We start from the raw sequence: 15350 nt of genomic DNA, 5'->3' as shown, positions 1-15350 counted from the left end.
GCGACACATAAAATAACGAGCCGGCACATAAACCACGGCAACCGGCACATACTGCCGTAACGGCACTATACCAATATAACCCAGACATACAAAAAACCTGTCCATAAATAAGACAGGCTTTTCATCAATTCTTCTTTTGCGGCATAATCCTTACTGCTTCTTCAAGCATTTGCACGTCGTTTTCGTACAGCTTCTGGGCAAGCTTTCTTCTTGCAAAAAGGGAGCTTTCGAAGTAGTCATCATCTTTGACTACCCCTTTAATTGTAAATTCAATTCCCCGATTTACAGAATTCATGCTTGTAATCCCATGTACTTGAAAGGGTTCAGTTGGCTGGCCGAGGTGATCATTTTTCAGGCTTGCTTTCAGTTCCTCATTCAATTCCTCGCACAGGTCTTCAAGGATTTGGTATACCCGTTCAGGATTCTCTTTAAAGCTGATGACTACCCGCTCTGTGATCCTCATAAATTGGATATTATAATTTTGGATTTGCCGGACTTCTCCGTTGCTGATCGTTAGAAGCTTTCCGCTCCACTCTCTAATTTTAAGGGAACGTAATCCAAGTTCTTCGACAGCTCCAGTAAAGGTGTTGTTGACCGTCACAACGTCGCCCTGATGGAGCTGCCTTTCATAAATGAGAAAAATTCCTGCCAAAATATCTTTGATTAGCGATTGGGCTCCAAAGCCGATTACAATCCCGGCAATCCCCGCACCAGCCAGGATTTTGCCGAAGTCATCGATGAATAGCGAGATGACGTAAAGGACAAAGCCGAAGGTAGCCGTATATCTCGTAACCGAGCGTATGAGGCTTTCAATTGTTTTTTCGTTTCTTTCGGCAATAAAATCGGTACGAACAAAAAATTTATGAACCAATTTATTAATAATAAATACACTTGCCCATAAGATCAGCCCGACGACGACCATTTCTACGACTTTCCATTCTTTTAAAGCCTCAACCATTTACTCACCCTCTTGCACGGCGTTTTGTAAAGTCTACGCCTTGATAGTAGCTATTTTTCACAAGAACATTCGGACCGAGACACTTAACCTCACTGCAATGGCAATTCAACTCTTTTGCAAGGCGGGATTCCTGCCATTTCGAATAGGCAGACTGTAGTGTATCCGTTTTGATGTTTCCAAGAGCAGGTGTGTCGCCAAAATCAGTGACAATCACGTCTCCGTCAAAAATATTGACATTCAGTCTTGACCTGCCGTCAGGATCATTTCGTACGGTTACGTTTTTCGCATTCCTCAACTTTTTAAGCAAAGCTTGATCTGCTTCATTTGGACTGCATGCATAAAAAGGAAGCGTGCCGAAAAGCATCCAGGTTGATGGATCGCGAATTTCTAAGAGGTAATCAATGGCTTCCCGCATTTTATCCAGGCTAAGCGTCTCAAGCGCGCTTGCAAAGTCGCTCGGATACATCGGATGGATTTCATGGCGTTGGCACTTCATCTCATGGACAATTTGGTTATGGATTTGTTCTAAGTATGGAAGCGTTTGTTTATTCAGCATCGTTTCTGCAGACACCATAACGCCTTCTTTCACCAGTGTCCGGCTGTTATCAATTATGTTATTCAAATATGCAGCTCGCTGCTTCATGGACGGCTTTCGATCCATCATTTTAAAGCCAGTATCAGCAAACTCCTCTATTGTTCCCCAGTTGTGAGAAATATGAAGCACGTCAAGATAGGGAATAATCATTTCATAGCGGCTGATGTCGAGGGTCAGATTGGAATTGATTTGTGTTCTGACTCCCCGTTCATGGGCGTATTTCAATAAAGGCACAACATATTCTTTCACTGACTTTAAAGAAAGCATCGGCTCTCCGCCGGTTATGCTGATCGACCGAAGAAGCGGGACTTCATCGAGACGTTTCAGAAGCAAATCGACAGGCAAAGCATCCGGGTCTTTCGTTTGCAGGGTATATCCGACTGCGCAATGAGCGCATCTCATATTACAAAGATTCGTGGTTGTGAATTCGATATTCGTCAAATGGAGTCCGCCGTACTGCTCGACATCCATATATGCTTCCCATGGATCGTAGTCCGGGGAAATCGGTTGTAATGTTTGATTAATCATAATACATCTAACTCCTTTAGTGGACAATATAACAACGTCCAATTTATAATTGTAGACCTGTGAGAACGAATTCGCAACACGTAAGGAGTGAGAAAATGGGAAACTCAGTGACAGACCAAGATCGGCAAATCGATTACTTGAAAAACAGATTGGAAATGTTTATGACCGTAATTGATTCAATAGACCCGGAATCTACAGATGTTGAGGATATCGATCGACTCTTAAAAATGGTGGATGAGATTGAAGAAAAATACAAGCGGTTTAAAAAGGATTGGGAGTAGCAGCTGGTAAGTATTGCATCTCTCCGCTCTGCATGAAATACCCTTCGTTATTAGAAAATAAAAGAAAGAATTAACGGAGGAGCGAGTGTAGTGAAGGGATTCTTTTTATTTTGCAGTGTTTTTCTTATGCTCATTTCATGTACCTTGCCGGTTCAAGCGATCTCCAACGATAAGATAAATTGGGGCTTTTCGAAAAGCAAAAATCACGAGCCGGCAGACGCAGGGAGAAGGCTCAATGAACTAATCAAAAAGTACGGAGCTTTTTATCATGGCAATACGAAAGAAAAGACAATCTATCTCACCTTTGATAACGGTTATGAGAATGGTTACTCAGACAAGGTTTTGGATGTATTAAAAAAGCACAAAGTAAAAGCTGCTTTTTTTGTGACCGGTCATTTTGTAACGGATCAGCCAAAGCTTATCAAACGGATGGCGGACGAAGGGCATATTATTGGAAACCATTCCTATCATCATCCAGATTTAACGACCAAAACAGCGAGGACCATTTCTGAAGAGCTGGAAACAGTGAATCAAGCGGTTTTTCAGGTCACAGGAAAAACGGATAATCTGTACTTGAGGCCTCCGCGTGGAGTATTCAGTGAGAGGGTATTAAATGAAGCCGAGAAGCTGGGGTATCAAACGGTATTCTGGTCAGCTGCGTTTGTCGACTGGAAAATTGATTCGCAAAAAGGTTGGAAGTACGCCTATGATAATATTATGAAACAAGCCCATCCTGGTGTCATATACCTTCTTCATACGGTATCTAAAGATAATGCAGAGGCACTCGATCAGGCAATAACAGATCTGAAAAGGGAAGGCTACACCTTTAAAAGCTTGGATGACTTATTGTTTGAAAAACAGCTGCTGCTTCCTGCTTTATAGCCCATAAAAAAATTCCGTCATCCTAAGATGGCGGAATTTTCATCGTTCAAGCTTTGAAAAGCAAATAAATACTTTATCAGGTGGACTTCTAAAGGAATGATGTAACAGGTAAGCAGAAACGATCCTGGAGGAAGGTCATAGTCCAGCTTATTTGTCATATCGCTTTGAATACTCAGCCCGTCCTGCTTTAATTCAAAGGGAACGCTGATGTGCCGGTCAGAATGCCAAACTTCTCCGGGGACATCCAATGACACTTCAATGACAGCTTTTGCATTGACCGGCGCTTGAAAAGAAACGGCTCCTTCTGCAATAGCAAACCCATTTTTCATTGCTTCTTTCGTCCAATTGATAACGGGCGGTTTTTCACCCTTAGGATGCACTGTAATTTGATGATAGGAAACAGTTAGCTCTTTCGGCTCCCAAGCTTTCACGTGCCCTCACTCCTTTTTGATAATGTCATACCCTAAACTGTTTTCAATGAAACAATTTCTTACCAAAGAATAGGAAACACTCGTTCATTGTGCCATACTTAATTTCTGACCAATAAACAAGAGGAGGAAAAAATGGAACTTGAATCCGTAAGAGAAACGTTACACGACCTCGAAAAAAAGCTATTAACACCAGAAACCCGCACATCGCCGGAAGAGATTTCACTGCTACTCGCAGATGAATTTTTCGAATTTGGCAGCTCAGGTACTGTATTTGTTAAAAAGGATTGCATCGGTGAAGGCGGGCTAGGTGTAAGGAAAATGACACTCTTTAGCTTTGAAATCAAATTGCTTGCTCCGAATGTCGTGTTAACCACTTACCGGGTAAACGACGAAATCAGAAAGCAGCAGACTTTGCGCAGCTCGATCTGGAAATACATAGATGACAGGTGGCAAATGGTGTTTCACCAAGGAACACCGACGACTACTTAAAAATATTAAACCACCCTTTCATTTTAAACCAAAAGAGCATGAAAATGACAATAATACCCATCACACCCATGACGAAAAAGTAGCCGTATTTCCAATGCAGCTCAGGCATGTTGTCAAAGTTCATGCCATAAATTCCGACGATAAATGTGAGTGGAATAAAAATGGTCGATACGATCGTTAAGGTCATCATGATTGCATTCATTCGATTCGTACTTACCGTTTGATAGCTGTCTCTCATGTCGGACGTTACTTCCCGGTTCGACTCAATGAGCTCGGTCAGTTTTAATAAATGGTCATAAATATCATTGAAATAGGCTTTTCGTTCTGACGTATCCAGATGTCCCAGATTTAAAATCCGGTACAGCAGATCTCTCATTGGAATAATCGTTCGCCTGAGCTTTAACAGGTCTCCTCGAATATCAAAAACTTCATTCATCAACGTTCCGTATGTTTCATACCTTTCCTTACTGCCGATTTCGTTAAGCCGGTCTTCAATTTGATACAACACCGGAAAATAATCATCAACCAGTTGGTCGAAAATAAGGTACGCCGCATGGTTTGTCCCATTTATTTTTTCCTTATTAGCAGATACCTTCTCCCAGACCTTTTCCAAGCCGCTTGAATCATGTAAATGAAAGGTGACTATATAGTTGTCGCCGAGAAATATATCGACCTCATCGGCAGCATAGGTTTCCTGATTTAATTCGTGAATAACATAGAAATGATAATTGCCATAGCCGTCAATTTTAGGGCGCTGCAAATTGTAGAAACAATCTTCTATCGCCAACGGATGAAATTTGAAATGCTTCATCAAAATAGACGCTTCTTCTACGGTCGGATTATGCAAATCGACCCAATACCACTCAATGTCAGGGTTTGAAAATTCATTCGTATGGATCATTTCTCCGTCTTTAGTAAATGCAATTGTTCGAAGCATCGTCACCGCTCTTTTCTTAAATAAATAGCCCTCATCCAATCTGTGGATAAGGGCTTATTTGCCTTAAGATTATTATATCGTACCTTACTTATTTTGAGCAAAAGCCACCTTGCTACTCAACTTTTGCTTTTTTTCTTTCAAATAACGATTTGAGTCATCTTTTTGAATAAAGAAAGTCAATATCAGCCCGACTGCAGAAATAATAGTCGAAGCGACAAAAGCAAGATTGACACCGTGAATCATCGCAAGCTCCGTCGAAGGGGCATTCGCGGCTGTATGCGCACCTTGGGTCATTATTGTAATCAGCAGTGCGGTTCCGATCGATCCGGCAATTTGTCTCATCGTATTGTTCATCGCTGTTCCGTGGGGAATTAAGTGGCGCGGAAGCACATTAAGGCCGGCTGTAGTAATCGGCATTAACACGATCCCAAGCCCCATCATCCGAAAGGCATACACGATAGACATATAAAGAAACGGAGTCGATTCGGTTAAATTCGTCATCAGAATGCTGGTCAAGGTAACCAAGCTTAAGCCGACGACAGATAAAATTTTCGGGCCGATCTTATCGAAAATTTTCCCGGTCACCGGAGACAGGATCCCCATCGCAATCGCTCCCGGAAGTAGCATCATGCCAGATTCCATCGCGGAAAAATGGCGCATATTTTGCATGTACATAGGCATAATCGTTGCAGCCCCAAGCATCGCCATAAAAAGGATCATCCCAATAACGGTTGAAAGGGTGAAAATTTTATATTGAAACACCCGGAATTCAAGGATAGGATGCGGCAAATGAAGCTGTCTCCAAATAAATAAGAAAAGAGAGAGCCCTCCGACAAAAAAGGCGCCGAGTACTTCCATGCTTCCCCATCCGCTTCCTCCGGCGACACTAAAGCCGTAAAGAATTCCGCCAAACCCGACAGATGATAGAATAATCGATAGAACATCTACCTTTGGATTGGTTTGTTCCGTTACATTTCGTAAAATAAAATAGGCAAATCCAATGTTAATCAACGTAAATGGCAAGAGAATATAAAAAATTGTCTCCCAAGCATAGTTGTCAACGATCCATCCGGAAAGTGTCGGTCCAATCGCAGGGGCAAAGGCAATCACCAGCCCAACCATTCCCATCGCCGATCCCCGCTTATCCTTCGGAAAAATTAAGATAAACACGGTCTGCATCAGCGGCATGACAATTCCAGCGCCGGCTGCCTGTATGACACGGCCGATAATGATCACCGGAAAAGATGGCGCTGTCGCGCAGATCAATGTACCGATAGCAAATAGAGACATGGCTGAAATGAAAAGCTTTCGAGTCGTAAACTTTTCAATTAAAAATGCTGTAATTGGAATCATAATCCCGTTGACGAGCAAAAACGCCGTAGTCAGCCACTGCGCCATATTTGCATCGATTTTTAAATCATTCATAATATGCGGAATGGCCGTCGTTAACAGCGTTTGGTTCAATATTGCAATAAACGTCCCCGTAAGCAAAACGATTACAATTGGTAAATTGTTAGTTTTTTGATTCATCGCATAACCTTCTATCTTTTTTATTTCATAGCAAAACATCCATAGATTCATCATACGATTCATTATGGATGGGATATATTATTTAGCAAGACGAAATATTCGCCCAGTTAATTATACCTCGATCTTCGGGAAATGGAAATACCCTATTATGCCCAAAGTACAATGAAAGGGCTGTAAACATGATATAATGCGAACAAAGAAAGAAGAAAAAGGATGCGAAACCGATGTGGATGGAAACAATAGATGTTACAGCCCCTTATCATTTTGAACGTATACTTGAACGGCTTACGTCAGACCCTTTAAATGTAATTGATTTGGACAACCGCTCTATCTCACTGCCTTTGAGAAACAAGGACCAAGAGCCATCAATTGTTTTAGTGAAAGCGATTGGGACGATCGAACAACCGGTTTTCCAAGTAAGCGGAGAGAAAGAAGCGGATAAAGACGATTTGTTGAAAGAAGTGAAACGCATCTTTCAATGGGAAACGAATCTGCTGCCAGTCATGGAGCATTTTAAGCTGTCCAATTTAGCGGCGATTTTTGAAGAGCATGCTGGAACCCCGCTCGTTCTCGATTTTAATTTATATCATTGCCTGGTAAAATGCATGATTCATCAACAGTTGAATTTGTCATTCGCGCATAAGCTGACGGCCCGCTTTGTTCAAACCTTCGGAGAGCAAAAAGACGGGGTCTGGTTTTATCCGCTACCGGAATCGATCGCGGGGCTCGACTACAGCCAGCTGAGAGAGCTGCAATTCAGCATGAGAAAAGCGGAATATGTCATCGATACGTCAAGAATGATTGCAGGCGGCGAGCTCCGGTTGGAGGAACTGCCATCGTTATCGGATGAAGAAATTATGGAGAAACTAGTAAAAATTCGCGGAATCGGCCCGTGGACGGTTCAAAACGTGCTTTTATTTGGACTCGGGCGGCCGAATTTGTTTCCGCTAGCAGATATAGGCATTCAAAACGCGTTAAAAAAGCATTTTGGCTTAGAAAAGAAACCAACAAAGGAAGAGATGCTGGAATGGAGCAAGGAATGGCATCCTTTCTTAAGCTATGCGTCCCTATATTTATGGAGAAGCATCGAATAGAAATGGAGAGAGCAGCATGAAACATCAGAAATCACAAACGCAAGCAGAACTGAAGGTGGGACAAACTTTCCCGCTGACGATCAAACGGCTCGGAATCAACGGTGAAGGCGTCGGCTATTTTAAAAGGAAGGTCGTCTTCGTCCCCGGGGCACTCCCAGGAGAAGAAGTAGTCGTCGAAGCAACCAAGGTGCAGCCGAAATTTTCAGAAGGAAAAGTGAAAAAAATCCGCAAGCGCTCAGAGCATCGCGTAGAGGCACCATGCCCTATATACGAAGCGTGCGGCGGCTGTCAGCTTCAGCACCTGGATTACGGACGACAGCTCGTTGAAAAGCGGGACATTGTCGTGCAGTCACTGGAGCGCCATACCCGATTTGCGGTCGATAAAATGGATATAAGGCCGACGATTGGCATGGAAAATCCGTGGCACTACCGAAACAAAAGCCAATTCCAGCTCGGACGCTCAGAAAGCGGAAAAATTATTGCCGGCCTTTACGGAATGGATTCACACAAGCTCGTGCCAATTACTGAATGCATCGTGCAGCATCCGGAGACGAACAAAACAACCGGAGTTATCCGCAGAATCCTCGAAGATAACGGCGTCTCGGTCTATAACGAACGAAAACGAAAAGGGGATGTGCGGACAATCGTAACGAGGGTAGGCTTTGAAAGCGGCGAGGTTCAAGTTGTTCTCGTCACAGCAAAAGAAACACTGCCGAAAAAAGATGCGATCGTAAAAGAAATCAAAAACCGCCTGCCAAAAGTGACGTCAATTGTTCAAAACGTTAATGGTGCGAAAACCTCTGTCATCTTTGGCGAACAAACAAAGCACCTAGCCGGCAACATGGTCATCCAGGAATTTCTCGGAGACATTTCCTTTGAGCTAAGCTCGCGGGCATTCTTCCAGCTCAACCCGATCCAAACCGTCAAGCTGTACGACGAAGTAAAAAAAGCCGCACAGCTCACCGGCAAGGAAAAAGTAGTCGACGCCTACTGCGGCGTAGGAACAATTGGAATGTGGCTTGCGGATGGAGCGGGAGAAATCAGAGGCATGGACGTCATCAAAGAATCAATCGACGATGCCAACAAAAACGCCAAAAACCAAGGCATCAAAAACGCCACCTACGTCACAGGAACAGCCGAAAAATGGCTGCCAAAATGGACAAACGAAGGCTACCGCCCAGATGTCGTCGTTGTGGACCCCCCAAGAACAGGCTGCGAAAAATCGTTTTTGGATACAATTTTAAAGGTAAAGCCAAAGAGATTTGTTTATGTCTCATGTAATCCGTCTACTTTGGCGAAGGACTTGCAGTATTTGTCTAAGGGGTATGAGGTGAAGTATATTCAGCCGGTTGATATGTTTCCGCAGACGGCGCATGTGGAGTGTATCTCGCAACTCATTTTAAAAGAAGGCAACTAACCCTTGTGGTTGTTGCCTATTCTTGTTATACGAAAAAATTTACGAAGTTGTAATGAATACGTAGATTACCATCAATGCTACAGACTACTATATTCATCAATGAGTGTAAGACTTGAGGTACAGCGACAGGTAATGTTATAAGTCCGCTAAAACCTGTTAATAATCCACTAGTAGCACTTTTGTATTTTGCCATAGTATTAAATTTTTTTGCTTTTTCATCTAAGGTCCTATTTTTTTGTAAGTAGCAATCAGCTAATTCTATAAATGTATCCATTCTAGGGATGTCACCATTAATTGGATTATCATAAGAACATTCTAAAGCTTTCATTATTGCGTCGTGTTAAACTTGTTGCTTTAGACAACTTTGCCCACCTTTCTTCTGGAATATTATGGTAATAATATATTGCAAAATTATGTGCACAAATTGATATTTTTTCGCTTGAAAAATTTTAAATTGAGGTGTCGAGTAGATTTAGACCTCAAAGCAACCAATTTGTTTCATGACGTAGAGGAATCCGAGAAGTGTGAATATGTTGTTAAAGTAGAATGGTTAGCAAATGTATCTAAAGAGGAAGCATACTGGGTGAAAGGCTTAAAAGCTAATCAGAACAGGCCTATAAATTAAGAAGTCAATACACTATTGATAAAGTTTTGGAGTTTTTTGGACTTGATACAGAATAAATAATTACTATCTACATTTATGACAGTTATAAGAAGAGTTTTTCTCGGCTGACTTCCTTTAATGTATACTTTCTTGATTTTTGCTAAATGAGTAGTGTAATTAAAATGAAAAGTTAGGAGAAGATTTATTTGTTTAAGAATTTAAACTCTCATTCCACAAAAGCCTTAACCCTTGCAAGATGCTAAAGTTTTGTCCTTGGTTTTTGTATCTTCCTTTATCTTTGTAGACGGACTTCTCACTTTATTACCACCTGTAAATAGTTTGAAATAATCAGATAATAGTAGATATTTTAATCAATAAAATATTATAATAGACTATAATGTGGTTAAAATTCAGACAGAAAAGGTGTGTTCCTAGTTGAGCCTTGCTTTTTGTGACACCTAAGCAGGAGCGCCTGCTCTGTTATGCAAATATAGGGGATAAAGGAAGGTTATAATGAGCAACATACCGAAAAAAACAGACGTTATCTTAATTGGTGCCGGAGTCATGAGCGCGACTTTGGGATCGTTACTGAAAGAATTAGCACCGGAATGGGAAATCAAAGTGTTTGAGAAACTCGCAAATGCCGGAGAAGAAAGCTCTAACGAATGGAATAATGCGGGTACGGGCCATGCTGCACTTTGCGAGCTTAACTATACATCTGAAAGATCTGACGGATCTATAGATATTAGCAAAGCGATAAAAATTAATGAACAGTTTCAGCTTTCAAGACAGTTTTGGTCTTATCTTGTAAACAACAATCTGATTCGTAATCCGCAGGACTTTATTATGCCAATCCCTCATATGAGTTTCGTACAAGGAGAAAAAAATGTAACTTTTTTGAAAGAACGTTTTAAAGCGCTGTCAAATAATCCCCTTTTTCAAGGGATGGAATTTTCTGATGACTCTGAAAAACTGAAGCAATGGATTCCGCTTATCATGGAAGGCCGTACATCGAATGAACCGATAGCGGCAACAAAAATCGACTCTGGAACAGATGTCAACTTTGGTGCTTTAACACGCATGTTGTTTGACCACTTAAAGGATAAAAACGTTGAGATAAACTACAGGCATAGTGTCGAGGATATTCAACGTACAAGCGATGGCTTGTGGGAAGTGAAAGTGCATGACATCGACAGCAGTAAAATTGAATACCATACTGCAAAATTTGTCTTTATCGGCGGTGGGGGCGGAAGTCTGCCTTTACTGCAAAAAACCGGTATTCCTGAGTCGAAACATATTGGAGGATTTCCGGTAAGTGGACTATTTATGGTATGTAACAATCCGGAAGTTGTAGCGCAGCATCATGCAAAAGTATACGGTAAAGCTAAGGTTGGCGCTCCTCCAATGTCTGTTCCGCATCTTGATACAAGATATATCGCGGGCAAAAAGTCATTGTTGTTTGGTCCGTTTGCTGGCTTCTCACCAAAGTTCTTAAAAACCGGTTCAAATTTTGATTTGATCGGTTCCGTAAAACCGTATAATGTCTTCACGATGTTGGCGGCAGGCGTAAAAGAGATGGGATTGACAAAATACCTGATCCAGCAAGTTATATTATCGAATGAAAAGCGCATGGAAGAACTGCGCGAGTTTATTCCGAACGCCAAAACCGAGGATTGGGATATCGTGGAAGCAGGCCAGCGTGTGCAAGTGATCAAAGATACTAATGCCGGCGGAAAAGGAACACTTCAATTTGGTACGGAAGTTGTGAGTAGCAGGGATGGCTCGATAGCTGCATTGCTCGGCGCTTCACCGGGTGCTTCTACTGCCGTTCATGTTATGCTTGAGGTATTAGAAAAATGCTTCCCGCAACATATGAACGAGTGGGAATCAAAAATTAAAGAAATGATTCCTTCTTATGGTGTGTCACTAGTGGAAAACCCAGAACTGTTCCAAGAAATTCATACTTCAACAGCGGAGACACTTGGTCTAAGTGAAAAAGAACCAGTCTTTAGTTAATTCTTAAAAGGTAATGGTTGAAAAAAACATTAAGAATTGAGTAAATAAAGAATATCATTGAAAATAAACATAGAACCTTTGATCTCTCTTTGGATTGAAGGTTATTTTCAAAATTTACCAGTTGGCCTGCTTACAGTATGTGCTTAATACAAGAATAGGAGAGTCAATCATTAAATAAAGTGATCGACTCTCCTTTTTGCCATTGTGTGATTTCTGGAAGCCAGCCAGTGCAGCAATCCCTGTGACTCTTTAGGTCAGCGCTGCGAGTTGTCCGTGCAGTTGTCGGCCGCTGGCTGGACCGATGACACATGTATGATGCCACGACTGCAATGGTCGCTGACAAGAAGACAATCTGCATCAAGGTGTGAGGGATTAGAGCATCTGCCGGGTTCGTTGTAAGTCCATTGAGAGCAATATAAACATTGGCCGGAAACATGACGATAAGCAGGAGAGAGAGCCCGGCGGCTGCCCAAGGAGCAGTCGGCCTCCACAGCAATCCTGCAGCGCCGGCCAGCTCCAACACACCAGTGATAGTCACAATGAAGCCAGGGTTTGGCAGGGCTGGGGGGACCATGCTGATGAGTTCTGCGCGCATCCAGACGAAGTGAACGGCGCCGGTCAGCACGAACTTGGCCGCAAGTCCGCCCCGAAGAGCAACCGGCCATGGCTTTAGACGACTCACCCCCGCGGCTCCTGCGCCGAGGATCGCCAGTATGACAAGAGTGCGATAAGTGGTTCCATTGAATAACCTCCAATAATTTTAGAAATTTTATATTTCACGGATATATCCGGAAATTTCATAGATTGTACCAAAGTGTTTAGATACTATACACTATTCTCAAAAAAAAGATCCCTTGTGGAACCCTATTAAAAGCTATTTAATTTTTCTTCTACCTTTACTAAAAAGTCTTTTACAAAGTCTATGTTTTCATCATTTCCATCCTGTAAAATTCCTACAACCATTTTCTTAAATTCTTTTTGATGTTCCAAATGATGAGCATAGGCAATTTCACCTTTAGCGGTTAATTTCAAGATAAGCCTCGACTGATTGCGAATATCTTTCTCTTTTGTGATCAATTCTTTTTGCTCAAGTTTTTTTAGTACTTGGGATACGGCGCCTTTGGTCACTCCACATTGTTCAGCCAGCGCTGTAATATGGATGCCTTCATGTTCTTTTATTTCATTAAGCGTATAGATCTCTGAATGAAATAAAGGTTCCCCGATCCCGTAGTCTCTTTTTTTCCGATTTACTTTAGAGAACGTATTGATCACATCTAAAAGGACATTGCTGATCTTTTCTTGTAAGATTTCTTCGTTATTCATCATATGAAAAGTATATAGTATCTATACACTTTTTTCAATATAATCCAGGGAGCGGGTAAAAAGATTGATCAAATCTCTAAAATTCTTATTAAATCAGATGATTATTTCGGTCAAACTTTTAAATCCGAATAACGAAAGTCTCTACAGTGCTCTGGTGTGTTAGAAAAATGCTTGGAAAACGAGATAGAAGTGACTCGGTGTAACTCTCGCCATGAGCGTGAGTATGACACAATGACGTTTTCAGAATGGTTTATCGAAGAAAAGGTCGAAGAAGTTATGAATAGTTAAAGTTTGAGAATTAGAATGAATCCGTAAAAAATTTTATCTTAACAAATGATTACAAATCAATTGTAGCTTTGAAATAAAGTTTGAGCAAAAATACCTCACAGATCCTTATTTTACGATAAATAAGAAGAATCCATTTTGAAAAAAGGAGATTGATCAAAAAGGATTCTTCTTTAGCAGATTTAAGTTTGGTTTTTATAAAAAAGTTTGATCATTTTCTACCTATGTTGCTCAACAATCGCGCCTTATAATTGAATAACTGTAAAGCTAATGAAGCTTTTTTAAAAGCTGCGTTTCCCTGGCCAAGCTCCTTGCATTTTACTTAGGAATACAATTTGCCCAATATGATATGCGTCGTGCATTGCCAAACTCTTCAGTTCAAGCACTAATGAATTATCTTCTCCTGGGATCTTTCTATATAAATCTTCATGTTCTGATTTTGCTAGTATTTTTCCAAGTTCACGATGAACATAAAAGTATTCTTGTTTTGTTTCCTTCCAATTTTCTAACGTCTCAGTTGGTAATCGAAATGTAGATTCATTATTTTCTGCCTGTGGTTCATTCGCTGTTTCACCAAGAAATCGCATCAGAAATCTCTTTTCATAGAAAAGTAAATGACAAACTAATTCCCAAATGGAATTCATTGCCCCATCAGCTGGTTTCCAAATTGCCTGTTCAACAGTGATATCCTCTAGCACTTTTTCAAGTGGTGGAAACCAATCTTCTTCATCTAAGCAGCTTGCCCATTGTTGTAACAAAAGTGTCTTTACATCCATTTTCTATTCCCTCCAATTTAATCCCTTTAGTAGATAATCTCTTTGGTCAAAACTTTATTTGCGGCGTGTTGTTCTGGCATAACTTACAATTTCAAGATGAACCATCTAATTACCTCCCTTACTCCACAATCTGCCCTATACAAAAAGACGCGTTGCTCGATGAACGCGCCCTATAGTTGAAGAAACTATGTATTCAATTGTACTTTTCTTACTCGCTTTCAATTGCCTCATAAATTTCAACTAAGTTGTCATCTGGGTCTCTGAAATGAGCTACTTTAATACCCCAATCAACTTGGTTATGTGGTTCATTAATAAATTTTACTCCCTGTTTTTTAAGCGAATGATATGTTTCTTCTACACTGCCAACATGTATTATTAATGCAGTTTTATCCATAGAATTAGAGTTTAATGATAGTTCTCCCGTACCAACAGCTTTAGCCATAGCTTTTCTATCAAATAATCCTATAATTGTTTCTCCAGCCTTAAATTCAGCATATCGAGATTCCTCATTTCCCCAACCAACGTCGAAACCGAGAATATCACGATAAAACAAAAAACACCCTTTAAAATTTCTCGTCAAAAACGGGTTCTTATCCAACGAAATCTGTTGTTATTTCCATTGGATAAAATTCAACTTCATTTTTCTTTACCTCAATTTTTTTATATTAAACAATCTGGCCCGTTTGCTGTATAACCTTATGTTACTTCTTTTACCATGAGAAACCCCTTTAGACAAATTACATCCAAAGGGGTAAAACGGTGCAACTTTTTTATAAACAGTTAATCTTTTTTATAAAGGCTCGAACTTTTTTACGAACGGTTAAACTTTATTCAAAGCCACAGTAAGATACATGCTGTTCTTGGTAAGCATTCGAGAGATATACGTATTAAACTGAGGGAGTTGAATAAGAATCAAAAAAGCTGAAAAACAAGGTAATAAGCGGAATATCAAAACAATTTTTTAATGGAGAGATTGAACCGGTAGGAAGGTCGCAGCTGTTTATAAACTGAAAAGATTATCAAGTACTTTTTGAAGGGGCTTTTTGCAAAATTCACAATTAAAGAGGAAATTACAATCGAGACATTTAATATGTTTTAATTAAACGAAGGATAATTAATTAGGTTCATAAACAAATTTGGTTCGGGAAAGAAACAGCCGTTTATGAAAGCTTGGATTATTACGATAAGTTCGAGTAATACTGCT

17 protein-coding genes are annotated in these 15350 nt (G+C 40.7%); 7 read left to right on the top strand and 10 right to left on the bottom strand.

Annotated elements, in window-relative coordinates; genetic code table 11:
* Positions 1–124: 124 nt before the first annotated feature.
* Both JOC74_RS16145 and yfkAB read right to left on the bottom strand, forming a co-directional pair.
* Positions 125–958 (bottom strand): mechanosensitive ion channel family protein, encoded by an 834-nt coding sequence (locus tag JOC74_RS16145; RefSeq protein WP_053601891.1) that lies wholly within the window; start codon positions 956–958, stop codon positions 125–127.
* 4 nt (positions 959–962) lie between these two features.
* Positions 963–2081, bottom strand: coding sequence for a radical SAM/CxCxxxxC motif protein YfkAB (gene yfkAB / locus JOC74_RS16140; RefSeq protein ID WP_053601892.1), 1119 nt, complete (start codon positions 2079–2081; stop codon positions 963–965).
* A gap of 95 nt (positions 2082–2176) precedes the next feature.
* Here yfkAB and JOC74_RS16135 point away from each other — a divergent pair, with 95 nt between their 5' ends.
* Both JOC74_RS16135 and pdaA read left to right on the top strand, forming a co-directional pair.
* Positions 2177–2362, top strand: a complete 186-nt coding sequence (locus tag JOC74_RS16135; RefSeq protein WP_053601893.1) for an SE1561 family protein — start codon at positions 2177–2179, stop codon at positions 2360–2362.
* Positions 2363–2488: 126 nt separating this feature from the next.
* The gene (gene pdaA / locus JOC74_RS16130) at positions 2489–3244 is read left to right on the top strand and encodes a delta-lactam-biosynthetic de-N-acetylase (protein WP_053605926.1); all 756 of its coding nucleotides are present in this window, start codon (positions 2489–2491) and stop codon (positions 3242–3244) included.
* Positions 3245–3261: 17 nt separating this feature from the next.
* Here pdaA and comJ read toward each other — a convergent pair whose 3' ends face one another.
* Entirely contained in the window at positions 3262–3675 is a 414-nt protein-coding gene (gene comJ / locus JOC74_RS16125) for a competence protein ComJ (RefSeq protein ID WP_053601894.1), read from the bottom strand.
* Between the two features lie 132 nt (positions 3676–3807).
* On the opposite strand from comJ, the gene JOC74_RS16120 reads away from it, so the two are divergent.
* Complete coding sequence (locus JOC74_RS16120; protein ID WP_053601895.1) at positions 3808–4164, top strand: nuclear transport factor 2 family protein; 357 nt, start codon at positions 3808–3810, stop codon at positions 4162–4164.
* On the opposite strand, the gene corA is transcribed toward JOC74_RS16120, so the two are convergent.
* The gene (corA, locus tag JOC74_RS16115; protein WP_053601896.1) at positions 4157–5101 is read right to left on the bottom strand and encodes a magnesium/cobalt transporter CorA; all 945 of its coding nucleotides are present in this window, start codon (positions 5099–5101) and stop codon (positions 4157–4159) included. The genes JOC74_RS16120 and corA overlap by 8 nt on opposite strands.
* A gap of 84 nt (positions 5102–5185) precedes the next feature.
* The gene (locus JOC74_RS16110) at positions 5186–6631 is read right to left on the bottom strand and encodes an MDR family MFS transporter (protein ID WP_053601897.1); all 1446 of its coding nucleotides are present in this window, start codon (positions 6629–6631) and stop codon (positions 5186–5188) included.
* A gap of 224 nt (positions 6632–6855) precedes the next feature.
* Between JOC74_RS16110 and JOC74_RS16105 the strand changes: the two genes are divergently transcribed.
* A complete protein-coding gene (locus JOC74_RS16105; RefSeq protein WP_053601898.1) occupies positions 6856–7725 on the top strand; it encodes a DNA-3-methyladenine glycosylase family protein in 870 nt (289 codons plus the stop codon).
* Positions 7726–7741: 16 nt separating this feature from the next.
* Entirely contained in the window at positions 7742–9142 is a 1401-nt protein-coding gene (gene rlmD / locus JOC74_RS16100) for a 23S rRNA (uracil(1939)-C(5))-methyltransferase RlmD (RefSeq protein WP_053601899.1), read from the top strand.
* 25 nt (positions 9143–9167) lie between these two features.
* Here rlmD and JOC74_RS16095 read toward each other — a convergent pair whose 3' ends face one another.
* Positions 9168–9416 carry a hypothetical protein gene (locus JOC74_RS16095; RefSeq protein WP_053601900.1) on the bottom strand — a complete coding sequence of 83 codons (249 nt, stop codon included), beginning with the start codon at positions 9414–9416 and terminating at the stop codon, positions 9168–9170.
* A gap of 141 nt (positions 9417–9557) precedes the next feature.
* On the opposite strand from JOC74_RS16095, the gene JOC74_RS24470 reads away from it, so the two are divergent.
* Both JOC74_RS24470 and JOC74_RS16090 read left to right on the top strand, forming a co-directional pair.
* Positions 9558–9767, top strand: a complete 210-nt coding sequence (locus JOC74_RS24470; RefSeq protein WP_488168326.1) for a DUF8606 domain-containing protein — start codon at positions 9558–9560, stop codon at positions 9765–9767.
* A gap of 492 nt (positions 9768–10259) precedes the next feature.
* The gene (locus JOC74_RS16090; protein WP_053601902.1) at positions 10260–11762 is read left to right on the top strand and encodes a malate:quinone oxidoreductase; all 1503 of its coding nucleotides are present in this window, start codon (positions 10260–10262) and stop codon (positions 11760–11762) included.
* A 163-nt stretch (positions 11763–11925) separates the two neighbouring features.
* Here the strand turns inward: JOC74_RS16090 and JOC74_RS16085 are convergent, their stop codons facing one another.
* From JOC74_RS16085 to JOC74_RS16070, 4 genes are all read right to left on the bottom strand, one after another.
* On the bottom strand, positions 11926–12357 hold the full coding sequence (locus tag JOC74_RS16085; RefSeq protein WP_512699298.1) for a DoxX family protein: 432 nt from the start codon (positions 12355–12357) through the stop codon (positions 11926–11928).
* Positions 12358–12629: 272 nt separating this feature from the next.
* The gene (locus tag JOC74_RS16080) at positions 12630–13088 is read right to left on the bottom strand and encodes a MarR family winged helix-turn-helix transcriptional regulator (RefSeq protein ID WP_053601903.1); all 459 of its coding nucleotides are present in this window, start codon (positions 13086–13088) and stop codon (positions 12630–12632) included.
* A 563-nt stretch (positions 13089–13651) separates the two neighbouring features.
* Positions 13652–14146 carry a DinB family protein gene (locus JOC74_RS16075; RefSeq protein ID WP_053601904.1) on the bottom strand — a complete coding sequence of 165 codons (495 nt, stop codon included), beginning with the start codon at positions 14144–14146 and terminating at the stop codon, positions 13652–13654.
* A gap of 208 nt (positions 14147–14354) precedes the next feature.
* Positions 14355–14726: a VOC family protein gene (locus JOC74_RS16070; RefSeq protein ID WP_225970305.1), complete on the bottom strand. Its 372-nt coding sequence runs from the start codon at positions 14724–14726 to the stop codon at positions 14355–14357.
* Positions 14727–15350: the final 624 nt, after the last annotated feature.

The sequence above is a fragment of the Bacillus capparidis genome (genome assembly GCF_017832095.1).
Classification (GTDB): Bacteria; Bacillota; Bacilli; order Bacillales; family Bacillaceae; genus Bacillus; species Bacillus gobiensis.
Note: the sequence above shows the minus strand (reverse complement) of the source record. Positions and strands in the feature narration are given on the sequence as shown.